This is a genomic window from Stella humosa (assembly GCF_006738645.1).
Lineage (GTDB): Bacteria > Pseudomonadota > Alphaproteobacteria > ATCC43930 > Allostellaceae > Allostella > Allostella humosa.
In genome coordinates, this window is record NZ_AP019700.1 from 2,510,021 (window position 1) to 2,526,853 (window position 16,833).

Annotated in this window: 12 protein-coding genes; 4 read left to right on the forward strand and 8 right to left on the reverse strand. The window is 67.7% G+C overall.

Annotated elements, in window-relative coordinates:
- Together STVA_RS11805 and STVA_RS11810 are read right to left on the reverse strand one after the other, a co-directional pair.
- A complete protein-coding gene (locus tag STVA_RS11805; protein ID WP_170216304.1) occupies positions 1-444 on the reverse strand; it encodes a tripartite tricarboxylate transporter TctB family protein in 444 nt (147 codons plus the stop codon).
- A 61-nt stretch (positions 445-505) separates the two neighbouring features.
- Positions 506-1,480: a tripartite tricarboxylate transporter substrate binding protein gene (locus STVA_RS11810; RefSeq protein ID WP_123688146.1), complete on the reverse strand. Its 975-nt coding sequence runs from the start codon at positions 1,478-1,480 to the stop codon at positions 506-508.
- 174 nt (positions 1,481-1,654) lie between these two features.
- Between STVA_RS11810 and STVA_RS11815 the strand changes: the two genes are divergently transcribed.
- Positions 1,655-3,115 (forward strand): MATE family efflux transporter, encoded by a 1,461-nt coding sequence (locus tag STVA_RS11815; protein ID WP_123688147.1) that lies wholly within the window; start codon positions 1,655-1,657, stop codon positions 3,113-3,115.
- On the opposite strand, the gene STVA_RS11820 is transcribed toward STVA_RS11815, so the two are convergent.
- The 4 genes from STVA_RS11820 to STVA_RS11835 form a co-directional block, all read right to left on the reverse strand.
- Positions 3,056-3,700, reverse strand: coding sequence for a DNA-3-methyladenine glycosylase family protein (locus STVA_RS11820; RefSeq protein WP_123688148.1), 645 nt, complete (start codon positions 3,698-3,700; stop codon positions 3,056-3,058). The two genes, STVA_RS11815 and STVA_RS11820, sit on opposite strands and share 60 nt — an antisense overlap.
- Complete coding sequence (locus STVA_RS11825; RefSeq protein ID WP_246782852.1) at positions 3,697-6,675, reverse strand: efflux RND transporter permease subunit; 2,979 nt, start codon at positions 6,673-6,675, stop codon at positions 3,697-3,699. Before STVA_RS11825 ends, STVA_RS11820 begins: the two co-directional genes overlap by 4 nt.
- A gap of 158 nt (positions 6,676-6,833) precedes the next feature.
- Positions 6,834-7,925, reverse strand: a complete 1,092-nt coding sequence (locus STVA_RS11830; protein WP_123688150.1) for an efflux RND transporter periplasmic adaptor subunit — start codon at positions 7,923-7,925, stop codon at positions 6,834-6,836.
- A gap of 14 nt (positions 7,926-7,939) precedes the next feature.
- Positions 7,940-8,515: a PadR family transcriptional regulator gene (locus tag STVA_RS11835; protein ID WP_123688151.1), complete on the reverse strand. Its 576-nt coding sequence runs from the start codon at positions 8,513-8,515 to the stop codon at positions 7,940-7,942.
- Positions 8,516-8,698: 183 nt separating this feature from the next.
- Between STVA_RS11835 and STVA_RS11840 the strand changes: the two genes are divergently transcribed.
- Both STVA_RS11840 and STVA_RS11845 read left to right on the forward strand, forming a co-directional pair.
- A complete protein-coding gene (locus tag STVA_RS11840) occupies positions 8,699-9,691 on the forward strand; it encodes a TAXI family TRAP transporter solute-binding subunit (RefSeq protein ID WP_197735853.1) in 993 nt (330 codons plus the stop codon).
- Positions 9,692-9,777: 86 nt separating this feature from the next.
- Positions 9,778-11,832 carry a TRAP transporter permease gene (locus STVA_RS11845; protein WP_123688153.1) on the forward strand — a complete coding sequence of 685 codons (2,055 nt, stop codon included), beginning with the start codon at positions 9,778-9,780 and terminating at the stop codon, positions 11,830-11,832.
- Here STVA_RS11845 and STVA_RS11850 read toward each other — a convergent pair.
- Positions 11,777-12,493 (reverse strand): DUF1045 domain-containing protein, encoded by a 717-nt coding sequence (locus STVA_RS11850; RefSeq protein ID WP_123688154.1) that lies wholly within the window; start codon positions 12,491-12,493, stop codon positions 11,777-11,779. The two genes, STVA_RS11845 and STVA_RS11850, sit on opposite strands and share 56 nt — an antisense overlap.
- 92 nt (positions 12,494-12,585) lie before the next feature.
- Complete coding sequence (locus tag STVA_RS11855; protein ID WP_170216305.1) at positions 12,586-15,522, reverse strand: calcium-binding protein; 2,937 nt, start codon at positions 15,520-15,522, stop codon at positions 12,586-12,588.
- A 240-nt stretch (positions 15,523-15,762) separates the two neighbouring features.
- On the opposite strand from STVA_RS11855, the gene STVA_RS11860 reads away from it, so the two are divergent.
- Positions 15,763-16,791 (forward strand): bestrophin family protein, encoded by a 1,029-nt coding sequence (locus STVA_RS11860; RefSeq protein WP_170216306.1) that lies wholly within the window; start codon positions 15,763-15,765, stop codon positions 16,789-16,791.
- The last annotated feature ends 42 nt before the right edge of the window (positions 16,792-16,833 follow it).

Consider the following 16,833-nt stretch of genomic DNA (forward strand, 5'->3'; position numbering starts at 1 on the left):
TCACCAGGCGATCGGGGTAAGGATGCCCCACGGCAGCGGCACCCGCAGGAGCGAGTAGAAGGCGAAGTGGATCATCACCGAGCCGACAACGGCCACGACGATGGCCGTGACCCAGCCCACCCGCTGGCTGCGGAACAGGGCCAGCAGCACGAGCGGGGCCACGATCAGGAAACCCAGCCAGTCCGATGCCAGCAGGTAGAAGACGACGCCGCCCAGCACGATGGCGACGGCTCGGGCGCCGCGCGGGTCGAACAGTCCGTCCTCGATTTCCACCAAGGCCTGGCGGCGGCCTGCGGCCAGGCCGCGGATCGTCAGGATCAGCGCGGTGATACCCAGTCCGGCGCCGACCAGGGTGGGGAATACGCCCGGGCCGAACTGCTGGCCCTGCATGGCCGGCAACGTCTGGGCATAGACGAGAAGGGCCAGTGCTCCGATGAGGAGCACCAGCCCTACGATCGCGTCGTGGAAACGCATCGGACGGAGATGGCCGAGGAGGAACCTGCCTTCAGTTCGTCTTGGCCAGGCCGACCGCCTTCATCACGGCGCCCAGGTCCTCGTTCGACTTGGTGAGGAAGGCCGTAGCCTCCGCCCCCTCGGACCACAGCAGGCCGAAGCCCTGCTTGGCCATGAAGTCGCGGAACTCCTTGCTCTCGTGCGCCTTCTTCAGGGCCGGCAGCAGCCGGTCCATCACTTCCTTGGGCAGGCCCTTGGGGCCGACCACGGCCCGCCATGCCGCCATGTTCCAGTCGATGCCGGTCGCTTCCTTCAGCGTCGGCACATCCGGGTAGGCCGGGTTGCGCTTGCTATCCATGATCGCCAGCGAGCGGACCTTGCCGGCATCCAGCATGGCGCGCGCTTCGGGAATGGAGCAGGGGACGATCTGGACGCCGCCAGCGACCATGTCCTGGAGACCCGATGCCGCACCCTGGCTCGGAACCCATGGTGCCGCGTTCGGCTCGATCCCGGCACCCTTCAGCATGCCGGCGATTGCCAGATGCCAGATGCCGCCCTGGCCGGTGCCCGAAGACTTCAGCTTGCCGGGGCTGGCCTTTACCGCGTCCAGCAGGTCCTTGATCGTCTTGTAGGGCGCATCGGTCGCGACCTGGACGCCGGCCGGGTCGTTGTTGTAGATAGCGACCGGCGTATAGGACTGGTGGGTGAGCTGCGTCAGGCCCTGCCAGTGCATCATGTTGATTTCGACCGTCATGATGCCCAGCGTGTAGCCGTCGGGCGCGGCCGTCGCGATGGCCGTGTGGCCGACGACGCCGCTGCCGCCGGTGCGGTTCACGACGTTGACGGGCTGGCCAAGCTCTTTCTCCAACAGACTGCCGATGACGCGGGCGGTCGCATCGGTGCCGCCGCCGGCGCCCCACGGGACGATCAGCGTGATCGGCCGGGTCGGCCATGCGGCTGCCGCCGTGCCGGCGAAGGCGACCATGGCCGTGCCGGCCGCGAGGGCTAGGAGCGTTCTGCGGTTCATTCTGGCGTTCCTCCTGTCGGGGCCGATCCTCAAGCGGATCGTTGCCCGTATTCGTTGCGCGAGACCCTAACAGCACGTCGCCCGCGTGGGCAACGCTGCATGAACGAGAGAGAAGCCGGAGCCCCGGAGGCAAGCCAGACCTTGCCCGGTACCGGCCGGAGACGAGGTAGAGACATGACTGCGAACCGCGATTCCATCGTCCCCCACAGCCAACGTCCCGGGATATCCGCCACGGCCGTCGAGGTACGCGCGCTGCTGGCGCTGGCAGCGCCGCTGACGCTGACCAACCTGGCCCAGATCGCCATCATGACGACCGACGTGGTGATGATCGGCACCCTGGGGCCGCATGCCCTGGCGGCCTCGGCGCTGGGCAGCGCCCTCATGTTCACGCTGTGGATGTTCGGAGTCGGCGTCGTCACGGCGGTCGCCCCCTTCGTGGCGCAGGCGCGCGGCAGGGGCCGAGACATCCAGGGCGAAAGCCGGCGGACGTTCCAGCAGGGCCTTTGGGCCGCCACCATCGTGGCGCTGCCCTGCGTCGGGCTGCTGATGCTGGCCGGGCCGCTGCTGCTGGCGATGGGGCAGGAGCCGACGCTGGTCGCCGATACCGAGATCTATCTGCAATCGCTGATGTGGTGTCTGCCTCCCTCGCTGTGGTTCATCACCATGCGGACCTTCCTTTCGGCGATCGAGCGCACGCGGCCCGCCGTGCTGGTGACGATCGCGGCGATCTTCTTCAACGCCTTCGGCAATTGGGTCCTGATCCACGGTGAGTTGGGCTTCCCGGCGCTCGGCCTGTTGGGCGCCGGCCTGGCCTCGACGCTGGCCTGCCTGTTCATGGCCGTGGCGCTGGGAGTCGTGTTCCTGGTCGAGCCGGGACTGCGCCGCTACCGCGTCTGGGCCGGCTTCGGGCGCCGGGATTGGGCGCGGCTGCGCGACTTGCTGGCCGTCGGCGTGCCGATCGGCGCCATGATGACGCTGGAATGCGCGCTGTTCTCGGGCGCCACGCTGGCGATGGGCCTGATCGGGGCCGAGGCGGTGGCGGCCCACCAGATCGCCCTGCAATGCGCCTCGGTCACTTTCATGATCCCGCTCGGCATTGGCCAGGCGGCGACCGTGCGGGTCGGTGTGGCGGCGGGACGCGGCGACGCCGGTGGCGTCGCCCGGGCCGGCTGGACGGCGCTGGTGCTCGGGGCGGGCATCATGGCGACGGCCGCACTCGGCTTCCTGCTGCTGGCCGGGCCGATCATCGGCCTGTTCCTGGACAGCGCTCAGCCCGACGCGGCGGTGACGGTGGCCTATGCGATCGGGTTCCTGTTCTTTGCCGCCATCTTCCAGTTGGCCGATGGCGCCCAGGTGATCGCGGCTGGCGCCCTGCGCGGGCTGAAGGACACCCGCGTGCCGATGCTGATTGCCGGTGCGGGCTATTGGGGCGTCGGTGGCGTGCTGGGGCTGGTTCTGGCCTTCCCGCTCGGCTGGGGCGGCAACGGCATCTGGCTCGGCCTGACGCTGGGGCTGGCGGTCGTCGCCATCCTGCTGGTGCTGCGCTTTGCCGAGCGCACGCGGCGCAGCCGCCGGCTATCCGGGAATGATCTCGCCGGACTGGGTGCGCAGCCGGTGGTGGTAGAGGTGCCATAGCAGCAGGGCAGCCGCACTGCGCCATGGCCGGAATTCCTCGCCCGCCTGGCGCAGCGCTTTGGCCGCCGGTCGCTCGGGCAGGCCGCGCAGCATCTGGTAGCCGGCCTGGATGGCGATGTCGTCGGCCGGCCACATGTCCGGCCGGCCGTGGGCGAAGAGCAGGTAGATCTCGGCCGTCCAGCGGCCGATTCCCTTGATGGCGACGAGGCTGCGGATGGCGGCCTCGTCGTCGATGGCGTCCAACCCGTCCAGGTCGACCGAGCCGTCCAGCAGCTTCGTGGCGAGGTCGCGGGCATAGACGGCCTTGGAACGGCTGAAACCCGCCCCGCGGATGGCCTCGTCCGACAGCCCGACCCATGCCGCGGGCGTCATCGGCGAGGCCAGCAGGGCCACCCGCTGCCAGATGGCGGCCGCCGCATAGGTCGAGACCTGCTGCCCGGTGATGATCTGCAGCAGCGTGCCGAACCCCGCCGGCCGGCTGCGGGATCGGGGCAGGCCGGTCGCCGACACCAGCTCGGCCAGCGCGGGCTCGCGCTCGACCAGCCGCAGCAGCCCCTCGGCGATGGCGGGGGGGTGGTCGCTCATTCGGCGGGTGCCGGATGGCCGCCGCCGCCGCGCGCCAGCCGCCGCCGGGCGAACCAGCCGGCGACGTTGCCGCGCACCATCAGGGCGCACGGCGTCACCAGCAGCGTCAGGATGGTCGAGAAGCCCAGCCCGAAGCAGATGGCCGTCGACAGGCCGATCCACCATTGCGTGGCCGGGGCGTCGATCGTGATCGCGCGCTGGAACAGGTCGATGTTGATCCCCAGCACCAGCGGCAGCAGGCCCAGCACGGTGTTGAACGCGGTCAGCAGCACCGGCCGCAGGCGCTCGCGCCCCGTCTGCAGCAGGGCCTCGCGCACGCTGGGGCTTGTCTGCACGAGTTGGTCGAAGGTGTCGATCAGCACGATGTTGTTCTGCACCACGATGCCGGCCAGCGCCACCACGCCGATGCCCGTCATGACGATGCCGAAGGGCTGCCCGGTGACGAGCAGGCCCACGAACACGCCGATGGTCGACATCACCACGCCCGTCAGGATCACGAAGGTGGTGTAGAGGCTGTTGAACTGTGCCAGCAGGATCACGAAGATCAGGAAGATGGCGGCGAGAAAGGCCTTCGAGAGGAACTCCTGGGCCTTCTGCTGCTCCTCGTCCTGGCCCTTGAAGCGGACGCTGACGCCGAGCGCCACGGGCTCTGCCTCCAGCAGGCGGCGGAACTCGCGCACCTTGTCGTCGGGCAGCAGGCCTGCCTCGACGTCGGCCTTCACCATCATCGCCCGCCGACCGTCGACGCGCTGGATCTCGCTCACGCGGGGTGCTGCCTTGCGGGTGACGAAATTCTCGATCGGCACCAGGCCGGAAGCGGTCTGCACCCGCACCAGGCCTAGCTGCGAGATGCCGCGATCCTCGCGCGGGTAGCGCGCGACGATGTCGATCTCGTCGTCGGAATCGTCCGGCCGGTACTCGCCGAACTTCAACCCGTTGGTCACGAGCCGGATCGAGCTGCCGACCGATGCCACGTCGGCGCCGAACTTGGCCGCCTGGCCGCGATCGACCAGGATCTGCCATTCGACACCGGGCAGGGGGCGGCTGTCCTCGATGTCCTTCAGCCCCTCGATTCGCGACAGCAGCCCCCGCACGTGCTGCACGGCCGGCTCCAAAAGCGCGGGGTCGCGCGAATCGAGCTGCACCTGGATCGGCTTGCCGATCGGCGGGCCGGCCTCCTGGCGGCGGGTTTCCACATGGATGCCGGCCAGGTCGCGCGTGCGCTGGCCGATGTCGGCCAGGATCGCGGATGCCTTGCGGCGGCGCTGCCAGTCGGCGAACTCAAGCTGGATGATGCCGATGGTGTCCTCGCCCGCGTCCTTGCCCAGCTCGCGCACGCGGGTCGAACTGTAGATGGTGGCGAACTCGCCGCGCTCGGCCTGAAGTGCCAGGATGCGCTCCTCTACCTCGCGGTTCAGGCGGTCCTTCTCGTCGGTCGACAGGTTGCCGCGGGCCTGGACGTTGAGCAGCGCCAGGTCGGGCTCGACATCGGGAAAGAACTCCACACCGTTGCCGTGGGTGGCGTACCACCATTGCACGCCGACCAGCGCCACTACCGTCGCCAGCAGCACGGTGACCGGCCGGCGCAGCGACCAGGCCAGCATGCCGACATAGACGCGCGTGGTGGCGTCGTCGGGTGGCGGCTCGACGGGCGTCGCGTCCGCCTTGCCGGCCCGCCCGAACCAGGCGCCCAGCACCGGGATGAAGACCAGCGCCATCAGCACCGATGCCGACAGCACGACGAGTTGGGTGATCGGCAGGTACTTCATGAACTGGCCGACGACGCCCGGCCAGAACAGCAGCGGCAGGAATGCGGCGATCTGCGTGCCGATGGCCGAGATGATCGGCCAGGACATGCGCTTGGCCGCCATCCGGTAGGCCTCGGCCCGGCCCATGCCCTCGGCCATGCGGCGGTCGGCGAACTCGGTCACGACGATGGCGCCGTCGACGACGTTGCCGGCCGCGAAGATCAGGCCGAACAGGACGACGATGTTGATCGTCAGCCCCATCACCGCCAGCAGCAGAATGGCGGCCAGGAACGAGCCCACGATCGCCACGCCGACCAGGATGGTGGAGCGCATGCCGAGCGAGCCCAGCACGATCACCATCACCAGCAGGACGGCGATGCCGAGGTTGTTCTCCAGGTCCGACAACATCATTTTAATGTCGTCGGACTTGTCCTGCGTGAAGCCGACGACGACGTTGTCGGGCCAGCGCGCCTTCTCCTCGTTGGTGACGCGGCGCACCTCGTCGATCGTCTCGATGATGTTCTGGCCGATGCGCTTGGACACCTCGAGCGCGATGGCCGGCTGGCCGTTCACGCGGGCATAGGATTCGCGGTCCTTGTAGGTCCGCCGCACCTCCGCCACGTCGCGCACGCGCACCACGGCGTCGCCATCGACCTTGACCGGCATGTCGAGGATCTCGCGCAGGCTCTCGAACAGGCCCGGCACCTTGACCGCGAACCGGCCCTGGCCGGTGTCGATCTGGCCCGCCGCGATGAGCTGGTTGTTGCGCGAGATCGAGTTGGCGAGGTCGGTCGCCGACAGCCCATAGGTCTCGACCCTGAGCGGGTCGATGACGATCTCGACGAGCTCCTCGCGGTCGCCCGCGATGCGCACGGACAGTACCGCCGGGATCGTCTCCAGCCGGTCGCGCAGGTCGCGCGCCAGGCGCAGCAGGGTGCGCTCCGGCACCTCGCCCGCCAGGGTCACCACGAGCACCGGAAAGAGGCTGACATTCACCTCCTTCACCATCGGCTCGTCGGTGTCCTGGGGCAGCTCGGACTTGGCGCGGTTCACGCTCTCGCGCACGTCGGTCAGCGCCTTCTGGGCGTCGAAGCCAGCCTCGAACTCGAGCACGACGTTGCCACCGCCGAGATAGGCGGTCGAGCGCATCTCCTTCACGCTCTCGACCGAGCGCAGTTCCTTTTCCATCGGCCGCAGCAGCAGGCGCTCGGCGTCCTCCGGCGACACGCCCTCCAGCGTCAGGGAGACGTAGATGATGGGAATGTTGACGTCGGGCTCGGATTCCTTGGGGATCGTCTACCAGGCCATGGCGCCGAACAGCAGGATCAGCAGCAGGATCGCGACCGTCACCCGGCCACGGCCAATCGCCGCGTCGATCAGGGTATTCATGATGCCTTGCCGCCCGCGTCGCCGGCCTTTTCCATTACCGGGCGCACATTCTGCCCGGCCCGCACGAACTCGTGGCCGACGGTGATGATGCGGGCGCGCTCGGGCAGGCCGGTCACCCACATGCCGTCCGGGCCGTCATCGACGATGCGGATTGGCTGGAACACCACCTTGTCGCCGCCGTCGACCGTCTTCACCCCGATGACGCCACGCTCGTCCAGCCCCAGCAGCGCCGGGGTGATGCGATGGGCGGCCACCTGCTCGACCGCCAGCAGGATCTCGGCCGTGACGCCGCCGATCACCTTGCCGTCGGCATTGGGGGATTCGAGCTCGATGCGGAAGGTGCGGGTGGCGCTGTCGGCATTGGCCGACAGGTAGCGCACGCGCACGGGGATCTCCTGGCCGGTCGCCAAGCGGGCGACGGCGGTCTGCCCGATGGCCACGCGGGCGCGGTCGACCTCGGTCAGGTGGGCCACGACGATGACCGGGTCGAGGTCGACCAGGGTCGCGACCGTGTCGCCTTCCTTCAGGTAGTCGCCCAGCTCGACGGGGCGGCTCTCCAGCACGCCGGCGAAGGGCGCGCGGATGTTCAGGCGGCGGGTCTCCACCTCCATGCGGGTGACGAGCGCGCGCGCGGAATCGAGCTGGGCCTTGGCCACGGCGTGCTGGTTGTCCGCACGGAAGCCGCGATCGGCCAGGGTGCGCGAGGCGCGGAATTCCACCTCGCGCTGGGTCAGCAGGGCGCGGGCCTCGGCCAGGCGGGCAGGGCGGTCGTCCTCGGCCAATTCGATGATCGGCGTGTCCTTCGCGACGGCGCTGCCGCGGCCGGCGCCGATGGTGGCCACGCGGCCCATCGTCTCCGCGCGGATCACCACCTGGCGGTTGGGCTCGGTCCGGCCGCGCAGGACGATGCGGCGGGCACGGTTCTCCGCCACCGATTCCGCCACGCGGACGGCCGGCGCCGGTGCGGCCTGGATCGCCGCCGGCTTCTTCTCGACCTCGGTCTCGGCCCGGCCCGGCATCTGGCCAGAGGCGACCCAGGCCGTGGCGCCGACCACCACGGCCGCTGCCATCCAATAGGAACTGCGCATCCAGGAACTCTCCGCTAGGCCTTCGGTGCCGTGTCGCCGGACAGTTGGTCGACGAACGAGGCCCGATGGTTTTCCATGTATCGAACCGCCGCCTCATAGACGGCGACGCCCAGCCCATGGACGAAACGCTGGCCGGGCGTGCCGCATTCCGTCGCGTCGCCGTCGGCCCCCTCGCCGTTGCCCCCCTCGCAATTGCCGTCGAGCTGGGCCAGCAGGTGGCGGTGGTATTCGAGATAGCCGTCGAGCACGCCGACCGCCGTCGCAACCGGCACCAGATGGGCGAAGAAAAGGATCACCAGCGCGTCGGAACGGAGCTGGTCGGGGCGGGGCGGCGACAGCAGCGCGCGGCGCAGGCGCGCCTCGCCATCGGGCGTCAGGCTGTAGATGCGCCGGTCCGGCCGGCGATCCTGTGGCTCGACGGTGGCGTGGACCGCTCCGGACTCTTCCAGCCGTCGCAGGGCCGGATAGATCGACCCGAAGCTCGCCTCGTGGAAATGGGCGAAGGGCCCGTCCTCGAACGCCTTGCGGATGTCGTAGCCGCTGGCCGGTCCGTGGGCCAGTGCGGCCAGGCAAAGCGTGGGGACGTCCATGCCGATCTTTTTCGCTACCTATGACGGATCGATATATGCCGAGGTGATATAGCGCGGTTCGGTGAGGCCGCAAGGCCGCCCCTCGTCCGCCGCTACGCTTGACAGTGCCGGCCAATCCCATTTCTTGTCGGGGTCGGTTCAATGGCTAATCATGGGGGCCACGTCATGCGCGTATTGGGATCATTGACGGCTATCGCGCTGGGGGCGGCAATCCTTGCTCCCGGCCTGGCCGAGGCGCAGGCGCCGCAGTTCTTCCGCATCGGCACCGGCGGCGCCGGCGGCACCTATTTCCCGATCGGCGGCATCATCGCCACGGGCATCTCCAACCCGCCCGGCTCGCGTCCTTGCGACAAGGGCGGTGCGTGCGGCGTCCCGGGCCTGGTGGCGATCGTGCAGTCGTCCGACGGATCGGTCGGCAATATCAACGCCGTCAATTCCGGCCAGATGGAATCGGGCATCGCCCAGTCGGACGTGACGCACTGGGCCTACACCGGCACCGGCCTGTTCGAGGGACGGCCGAAGGTTGAGACGCTGCGCGTCATCGCCAACCTGTTCCCGGAGCATATCCAGGTCTTCGCCAAGGGAACGGGCGGCGTCACCTCGATCGAACAGCTCAAGGGCAAGAAGGTCAACTACGGCCCGCCGGCGTCGGGCACGCTGGTCGGCGCGCGGCTGTTCTTCGAGGTCTATGGCCTCAAGGAGAAGGTCGACGTACAGCCGGAATTCCTCAATCCGCAGCCCGCCGCCGACCGGATCCGCGACGGCCAGCTCGACGCGGCCTTCCTGATCGCCGGCACGCCGACTGCGGCCCTGGTGGAACTGGCGTCGACCGTCGGCATGACCCTGCTGCCGGTCGAAGGCGCCATGCGCGAGAAGGTCCTGAAGGCGATCCCCTTCTGGTCGGAGACGACCATTCCGGCCGGGACCTACAAGGGCATCGACAAGGAGATTCCGACCGTGGCCGTCGGTGCCTGGTGGGTGACCAACAACAAGCAGTCCGAGGACACCGTCTACAAGGTCACCGAGGCCCTGTGGAACAAGAACACCCGCGAGCTGCTCGACAACGGCCATGCCAAGGGCAAGGCCATCCTGCGCGACAACGCGGTGAAGGGTGTCAGCATCCCGTTCCACCCGGGCGCCGAGAAGTACTATAAGGAAGTTGGCCTGCTGAAGTAGACAGCGGGGGCAACGAAAGCGGGGCCGGGGGATATCCTCCGGCCCCGCTTCTCATAAGGCTGCTGGTACGGGGGCAGGGGCGGCAGATGGCGACCGACAAGCTGGATCTGAAGACGACCGCCGAGCTCGAGGCGAAGTACGACCCGGAGATGCACTTCCGCAAGGTCGTCCAGCCGGCCAAGATCATTACGGCTGCCATCCTGCTGGCGATGTCCCTGTGGCATCTCTATATCGCCGCGACCGGGATGCCGCAGACGCATCTGCTGGCGGCGACCCACCTGGCATTCGTGCTGTCCGTCTGCTTTCTCGTCTACGGTGCCACGAAGGACAGTCACGACACGGTTGTGGTCAGCAGCTGGTTCCGGCCGGGTGGCGTTCCGCTCTACGACTGGGTGCTAAGCGCAGCCGCCGTCGTGGCTGCGCTCTATATTCCGTGGACGTTGGACGACCTGACATTTCGTGTCGGCAATCCGACCGATACCGACGTTGTCCTGGGCACGATCCTGATCGGCATCGTCATCGAGGCGGCTCGCCGATCGATGGGCTGGCCGCTCACCATCATCGTTCTCATATCCCTGGCATACGCCATCTGGGGATATTTCATTCCCGGCCTGCTGGCACATCCCGGGTCAACCTGGGGCGGAGTGATCAGCCATATCTACCTGCTCGACCAGGGGATATTCGGCATCCCGATCCAGGTGATGGCGACGCTCGTGTTCCACTTCGTGCTGTTCGGCGTGATCGCCACCCGCATGGGGCTGGGCCAGCTTTTCATCGACATCGGATACTGCATCGCGGGCAAGTCGCCGGGCGGGCCGGCCAAGGTCAGCGTCATCTCGTCGGCGATGATGGGGACGATCTCCGGTTCGTCGGTCGCCAATACGGTGACGACCGGGTCCCTCACCATCCCGGCCATGAAGAAGATCGGCTACAAGCCCTACTTTGCGGGCGCGGTCGAGGCAGCGGCCAGCACGGGAGGCCAGATCACGCCGCCGATCATGGGTGCGGCCGCCTTCGTCATGGCCGAGTTCCTGGCCATTCCCTACATCGACATCTGCATAGCCGCGGCCGTTCCGGCCTTCATGCACTATGCTGGCGTCTTCACGATCGTGCATTTCGAGGCCAGGCGCACCGGCCTGCGCGGCCTGACCCAGGCGGAACTGCCGCGGATCGGCCAGGTTCTGAAGGATGGTTGGCCGACGCTGATTCCCCTGGTCGTCCTGGTGACGATCATCTTCCAGGGCTTCACGCCCTATATGGCGGCGTTCTGGGGGATCATCACCGCCCTTGTGGTCGGCATGGTGAACCCGCGCAACCGCATGAGCCCGCGCGACGTGCTGGACACGCTGATGGAGGGATCGCGCTATGCCATCGCGGTCGGCACGGCGGCCGCCGCGGTCGGTATCTTCGTCGGCGTCATCACCCTCTCTGGCCTGGGCTTCAAGATATCCTATGCGGTGACGCAGGCCGCCGCCCAGTTCGCCGAAGACGTGATGCCGCTGTTCAGCTTCCTGCCGGCCGAGGCCATCACGCTGAAGGACGTGACGCTGTTCTTCACGCTGGTCTTCATCGGGCTGGCCTGTATCGCCATGGGTACCGGCATCCCGACGACGGCGCTCTACATCATCCTGGCGGCGATCGCAGCACCGGCGCTGGTGCTGATGGGGGTACCGCCGCTGGCGGCCCACCTGTTCGTGCTCTATTACGGGGTGCTGGCGGACCTTACTCCACCCGTCTGCGTGGCGGCCTATGCCGCCGCCGGCATCGCCGGCGCCAACCCGTTCCGGACGGGCGTGCAGGCATTCCAGATGGGCAATGCCAAGGTTCTGGTACCCTTCGTCTTCGTCTATTCGCCGGTCATGCTGATCGTGGCGACGCCGAATTTCTCCTGGATCGATTTCCTGGTGACGACCGGAAGCTGCCTCATGGGCATCATCTTCCTGGGAATGGCGATCGCCGGCTTCGCCTTCGCGCGGCTGGGTGTACTGGCCCGCCTCGTGCTGGCAGTGTCGGCGATCATGATGATCTCGCCGAACATTACGGCCACGGTCCTCGGCATCGCCATCGCGATGCTGCCGCTTGGCATCAACTGGCTGTCGGCCCGGCGGTTGGCGCCAGGGGGAAGCGCCGTTCGATCGTGAACGGTGCGCCCGCCGCCGGCTGGATGAAGAGCGCCAGGTCGGCGAAGGGCAGGGGCTGGCCTATCAGCGGGGCGGTCAGCCTGTCCAGCACGGGGCGGATCAGCGCCGCTTCCGCCGGGTCCAGGCGGGCGGTCAGCGTCAGGTGGAACTGGAACTCGTCCAGGACATAGGGATAGCCCCACCGGGCCAGCATCTGCTCCTGGCGCTCGGACAGGCGGGCGCGGCGCCGTCGGGCAAGCTCCGCCTCGTCCGGCGGGCGGCGGAAGCGGTCCAGTTCGGTGACGCATGCGCTCGCCACGGCCTCCAGACGGGCACATGGATGGGCCGGCACCAGGGCAAGGAACCCGCCGATCGCCACCAGCCGCAGCGGCGGCAGGGTGAACGGCTCGAAACGGCGTGCCAGGACGGTCATCGCAGCCGACAGATCTTGCTCGGTGCGGCCTTCGGCCAGCCGAAATGGCGGTTTCAGCGTGCCATGGAAACCGTAGCGGGCGGCGTCCGCGACCAGTTCGCCCATTCGCGCATCGCTGATCCCGGGCACCGGCGGGCCGGCTGCCGCAGGATACCCTTCGGGACAATGGCCGAGCCAGCCGGCAGCAAAGCGGGCGAGCGGGCTTTCGGCGGGCGGGGCGAAATAGACAGCGAAGCGGCGGTCGGTCATTGCCGGCGACCATAGCCGTGGTCGGCGGGCGACCGCCAGCGGGGCGGCAGGCTACTGCCCCGCTGGCCTCGATCAGACCCCGCTGGCCTCGATTAGACGATGTAGAGCAGCACCGTGTTGTCCGCCCCCAGCATGGTGTCGGTGCGGCCGACCAAGTCGTTGCCCTCGTCGTCGGTGAAGTGGATGGAAGTGCCGCCGACGCTGGACAGCGACAGGACACCGTCGACCAGCACCACGCTGTCCAGCTTGGATTGTGACTTGGTCGCCAGGCCGCTGATCACCAGTACGTCCGCGCCGGCCACCGCGGGTGCCCCGGCCGTGAAACCGGCCAGGGTGTCGCCGCCGAGGAAGGCGACGGTGCCATACACGCTGTCGCGCGCGCCGTCGCCGCCGAGGTCGATATGGTCCGACCCGGCTTCGCCGTAGAGGCGATCGCCGCCTTCGCCGCCCGCCAACTGGTCGTCGCCCGCACCGCCCAGCAAGGTGTCCGCGCCCGCCCCGGCCTCCAGCGTGTCGAGCCCGGCGCCGCCCTCCAGCCGGTCGTTGCCGTCGCCGCCGGCGGCGGCATCGTTGCCGTTCTCGCCATAGAGCGTGTCGTTGCCGGCCTCGCCATAGAGGCTGTCATGGTCGTTGCCGCCATAGAGGGCGTCGTTCTCCGAGCCGCCATAGACCAGGTCGTTGCCGTTGCCGCCCTTCAGCGTGTCGTTGGCGGCCAGGCCGAAGACCTGGTCGTTGCCGTTCTTGCCGTCGATGACATTGCTGCCGGTGCCGCCCGCCAGGACGTCCGCATTGTTGCTCGGCGTATTCCCGGTCTGGATGATGACCGGGAACAGGTCGGACGGGTCGGACTCGTTCAGCGCCTGGTCCGTCGCGGTCGCCACGAAGCCATGGACGCCGAAGGGCAGGGCGGTGCCCGTGAAGTCGAACATGAAGTCGCCATCCTCGTCGGGCGACGTCACGCCGACGGCAGCGCCGTCCTTGTAGATGGTGACCGTGCTGTAGGGTTCGGCCTCGCCGTAGATGTAGAGCGTCTGGTCGGTGGTGACGTTGTCGGCCGGGTCCCCGGTGTTTCCGGCAAAGGCCGTGATCGCGGGGGCGGCCGGCGCCTCGTCGTCGAATTCGTGGATCCAGAGCGTCGTCTCGCCGGCCAGGCTGTCGTAGCTGGCCTCGACCTCGCCCGCGATGGGATTGCCGCCGTTCAGCAGATAGACCGCGATGGTGTCCTGCAGCAGCAGGGCGCCTTCCATCGTCGTCTCGTCGAGATCGGAGAAATCGCCTTCGACGACGATGTAGTCCGAGAGGGCAGGGCTCTTGCCGGCGGTGAAGTCGAAGACCGTGTCGTCGCCCAGTTCGTCCGGCGTGGCGGCGTGGATGCCGTCGGCGCCGGCACCGCCCCAGATCGAATCGCCGAACAGGCTGTCGCCCCAATCGTCGGCCTGGATCTCGCCGTCATGGTTCATGCCGGGGGTCAGGCGGTCATTGCCGGCGCCGCCAACGAGCAGGTCGCGGTCGCCGTCCCCGGTCAGCGTGTCGTTGCCTTCGCCGCCATAGAGCGTGTCGCCGGTGTAATCGGGCCCGCCGTCATCGTCGACGCCGCCATGGATCGAATCGTCGCCGTCGCCGCCATAGATGAGGTCTTCCTCGGCGCCACCGTCGATCGTGTCGGCGTCGCCTTCCCCGAACAGGCTGTCCTCGTCATCGCCGCCGAAGATCACGTCGGCGTCGGCACCGCCATGGACCAAGTCGTTGTCGTCGCCGCCATAGATCAGGTCGCTGCCGTTGCCGCCGGTCAGCGTGTCGTAGCTGTCGTCGTCACCGGATTCGGTCGGGCCCATATAGCGGTCGCCGGCCAGCGTGTCGTCGCCGTCGCCGCCATGCATGAGGTCGTTGCCGTCGCCGCCGTACAGGAGGTCATTGTCCGCCCCGCCGTCCAGCGTATCGTCGTAGGCGTAGAAGCCGTCCAGGCGGCTGACGGACGAGCTCAGGTTGGTGGCGGTCTTCCCATCGGGCGCCAAATATTGATAGCTCAGGCCGAAAGTCTCGTCGAACTGCAGGTCATCGCCGTAGATCGTGTCCTGGCCCGCGCTGCCGGCGATCTGGTCCGCGTCCTGGCCGCCGAGCAGAAGGTCGCGGCCGTCGCCGCCATCCAGCGTGTCGCGGCCGGCGCCCGCGAAGACCGTATCGTCGCCGTTGCCGCCCAGGATGTTGCTGTCGCCCCCTATTTCACTGATGCCCGCGCCGCCAACGTCGATAATCCCATCGTCGCCATCGCCGCCGTCGATGAAGGCATTGCCTCCCGCAGATGCGATGCCGTCATCGCCATCGCCGCCAAGGATGCTGTCCGAACCGAGGAAGTCGATCAGCAGATCGTTTCCGGCGCCGCCATAGATCAGATCCTCATCGCTGAGGCCGGACTCGGGGATGGGTCCGTCGGCGCCGAAGACGAGGTCGTTGCCGTCGCCGCCATCGAGCGTGTCGTTGCCCCAATTCCCCGACACAACGTCGGAATGGTCGCCGCCGCGGATGGAATCATGGCCGAAGCTACCGAACAGCAGATCGTTTCCGGCCCCGCCCTGGATGGTGTCGTCGGCGTTGCCGCCCAGCACGCTGTCGTCGCCGCCGCCGCCATTCAGGAAATCATCGCCGGCGTCGCCGAACAGGGTGTCGTCGTCGGCATTGCCGAAGATCGTGTCCTTGCCGCTGCCGCCGCCGATCCAGTCGTCATCGTCCCCGCCGATCAGGGAGTCGTTCAGCAAGCCGCCCAGGATCGTGTCGTTGCCCGTCTCGCCAAGGATGGTGTCATTGCCGGACGCGGCGACCGTGTCGCTGGCCTCGTCCCCCAGCAGGCTGTCGTTGCCGATGCCGCCATAGACGAGGTCGCGCGCATCGCCGCCCAGGATCGTATCGTCGCCCTGGCCGCCGTAGATCGTATCTATTCCGGCCAGGCCGGAAATGGAATCTGACCCACTGTTGTCCTGCGCATCGTTCGGGAAGTTGTCCGCGCCCGAGGTCAAGTCGAAGTTTGCCATGCCCATCCCGCCTTCATTCAAATTACTTATGAGATCCACGATCGGGATTAGATCGTGCACGGACTCCCGTCCCTGTACTGGGCAATCTTAGATTGCTCGCTCAATCCACCGCAAGATTATGCCATGTGCCCCGTTCGGGGCGCCGGCGCTACCCGTTTGCGAGTGCGTGGAATAGGATGCCGGGTGCCTGGGTCGCACGGGACGCGCGTCGCGCCATGCGCCTCCTCCGGAGTATTGGCGATGCATGTCGGCCGCAAGTTCAAGTTCGTGGAATACGTCCAGTGGACGCGACGCGAGATTGTGCTGCTGGCCGCATGGGCGGCGATACCGACGGCTGCCTATGCGGTGCTGGGGTGGAAGTTCCTGTCGGTACCGCCCTCGATCATTGCGGTGCTGGGCACCGCGGTCTCCTTCATCATCGCGTTCAAGAATGTCGAATGCCACCGCCGGGCATCCGACGCGCTGGCGATCTGGAGCGCGATCGCGGCCAGGAGCATGGCGTGGGGCAATGCGGTGATCGGCTTCGTGCTCGCCAGCGATCAGGAAGAGACGCGGCGCCTGCACTGGGTGCTGTTCAACCAGCATTTCGCCTGGCTGACCGCCCTTCGCTACCAGCTCCGGGAGCCGAAGGTCTGGGAGAATCTGAACGAGCCGGGGAACAAGGAATACATGGCGTTCTACACGATCCCGGAGCGCCAGATGGACCTGCGCCAGGCGTTGGCGCAATACCTGCCGGAGGCAACCCTGGACGCCGTCCTCCGGCACCATGGCGACAAGGCGAACTACCTGCTGTCGCAGCAGGCGCGGATGCTCTCCAACTCCTACCGCAAGAAGATCATCGACACCGGGCCGATGTATTCCAGCCTGCAGGGGGTGCTGAACGAGATCATCCTGCTGCAGGGCAATGCCCAGCGGATCAAGAACTATCCCTATGCGCGGAATTTCTATTCCATCGCGATCGTGCTTCTGCGGATGTTCGTGATCCTGGTGCCGTTCGCGCTGCTCGAACAGTTCCATGGGATGGGCCGGTATGCCGGGATCGAAGCCTGGACGGTCTGGGCTACGATCCCCTTCAGCGTGATGATCACCTGGATATTCGTGACGCTGGAGAAGGTCGGGGAGAATTCCTCGAACCCCTTCGAGGGTGGTGTGAACGACGTCCCGATATCGACCTTGGCCCACCGGATCGAGGTCGAGATGCGCGGCATGCTCGGGGACGAGGGCACCGCCCGGCCGGCTCCGGCTGCCGATGCCGCGATCATTCTCTGACGGCGGCATCGGATTGACGGCCTGCGCGAATGGCGATAGCCA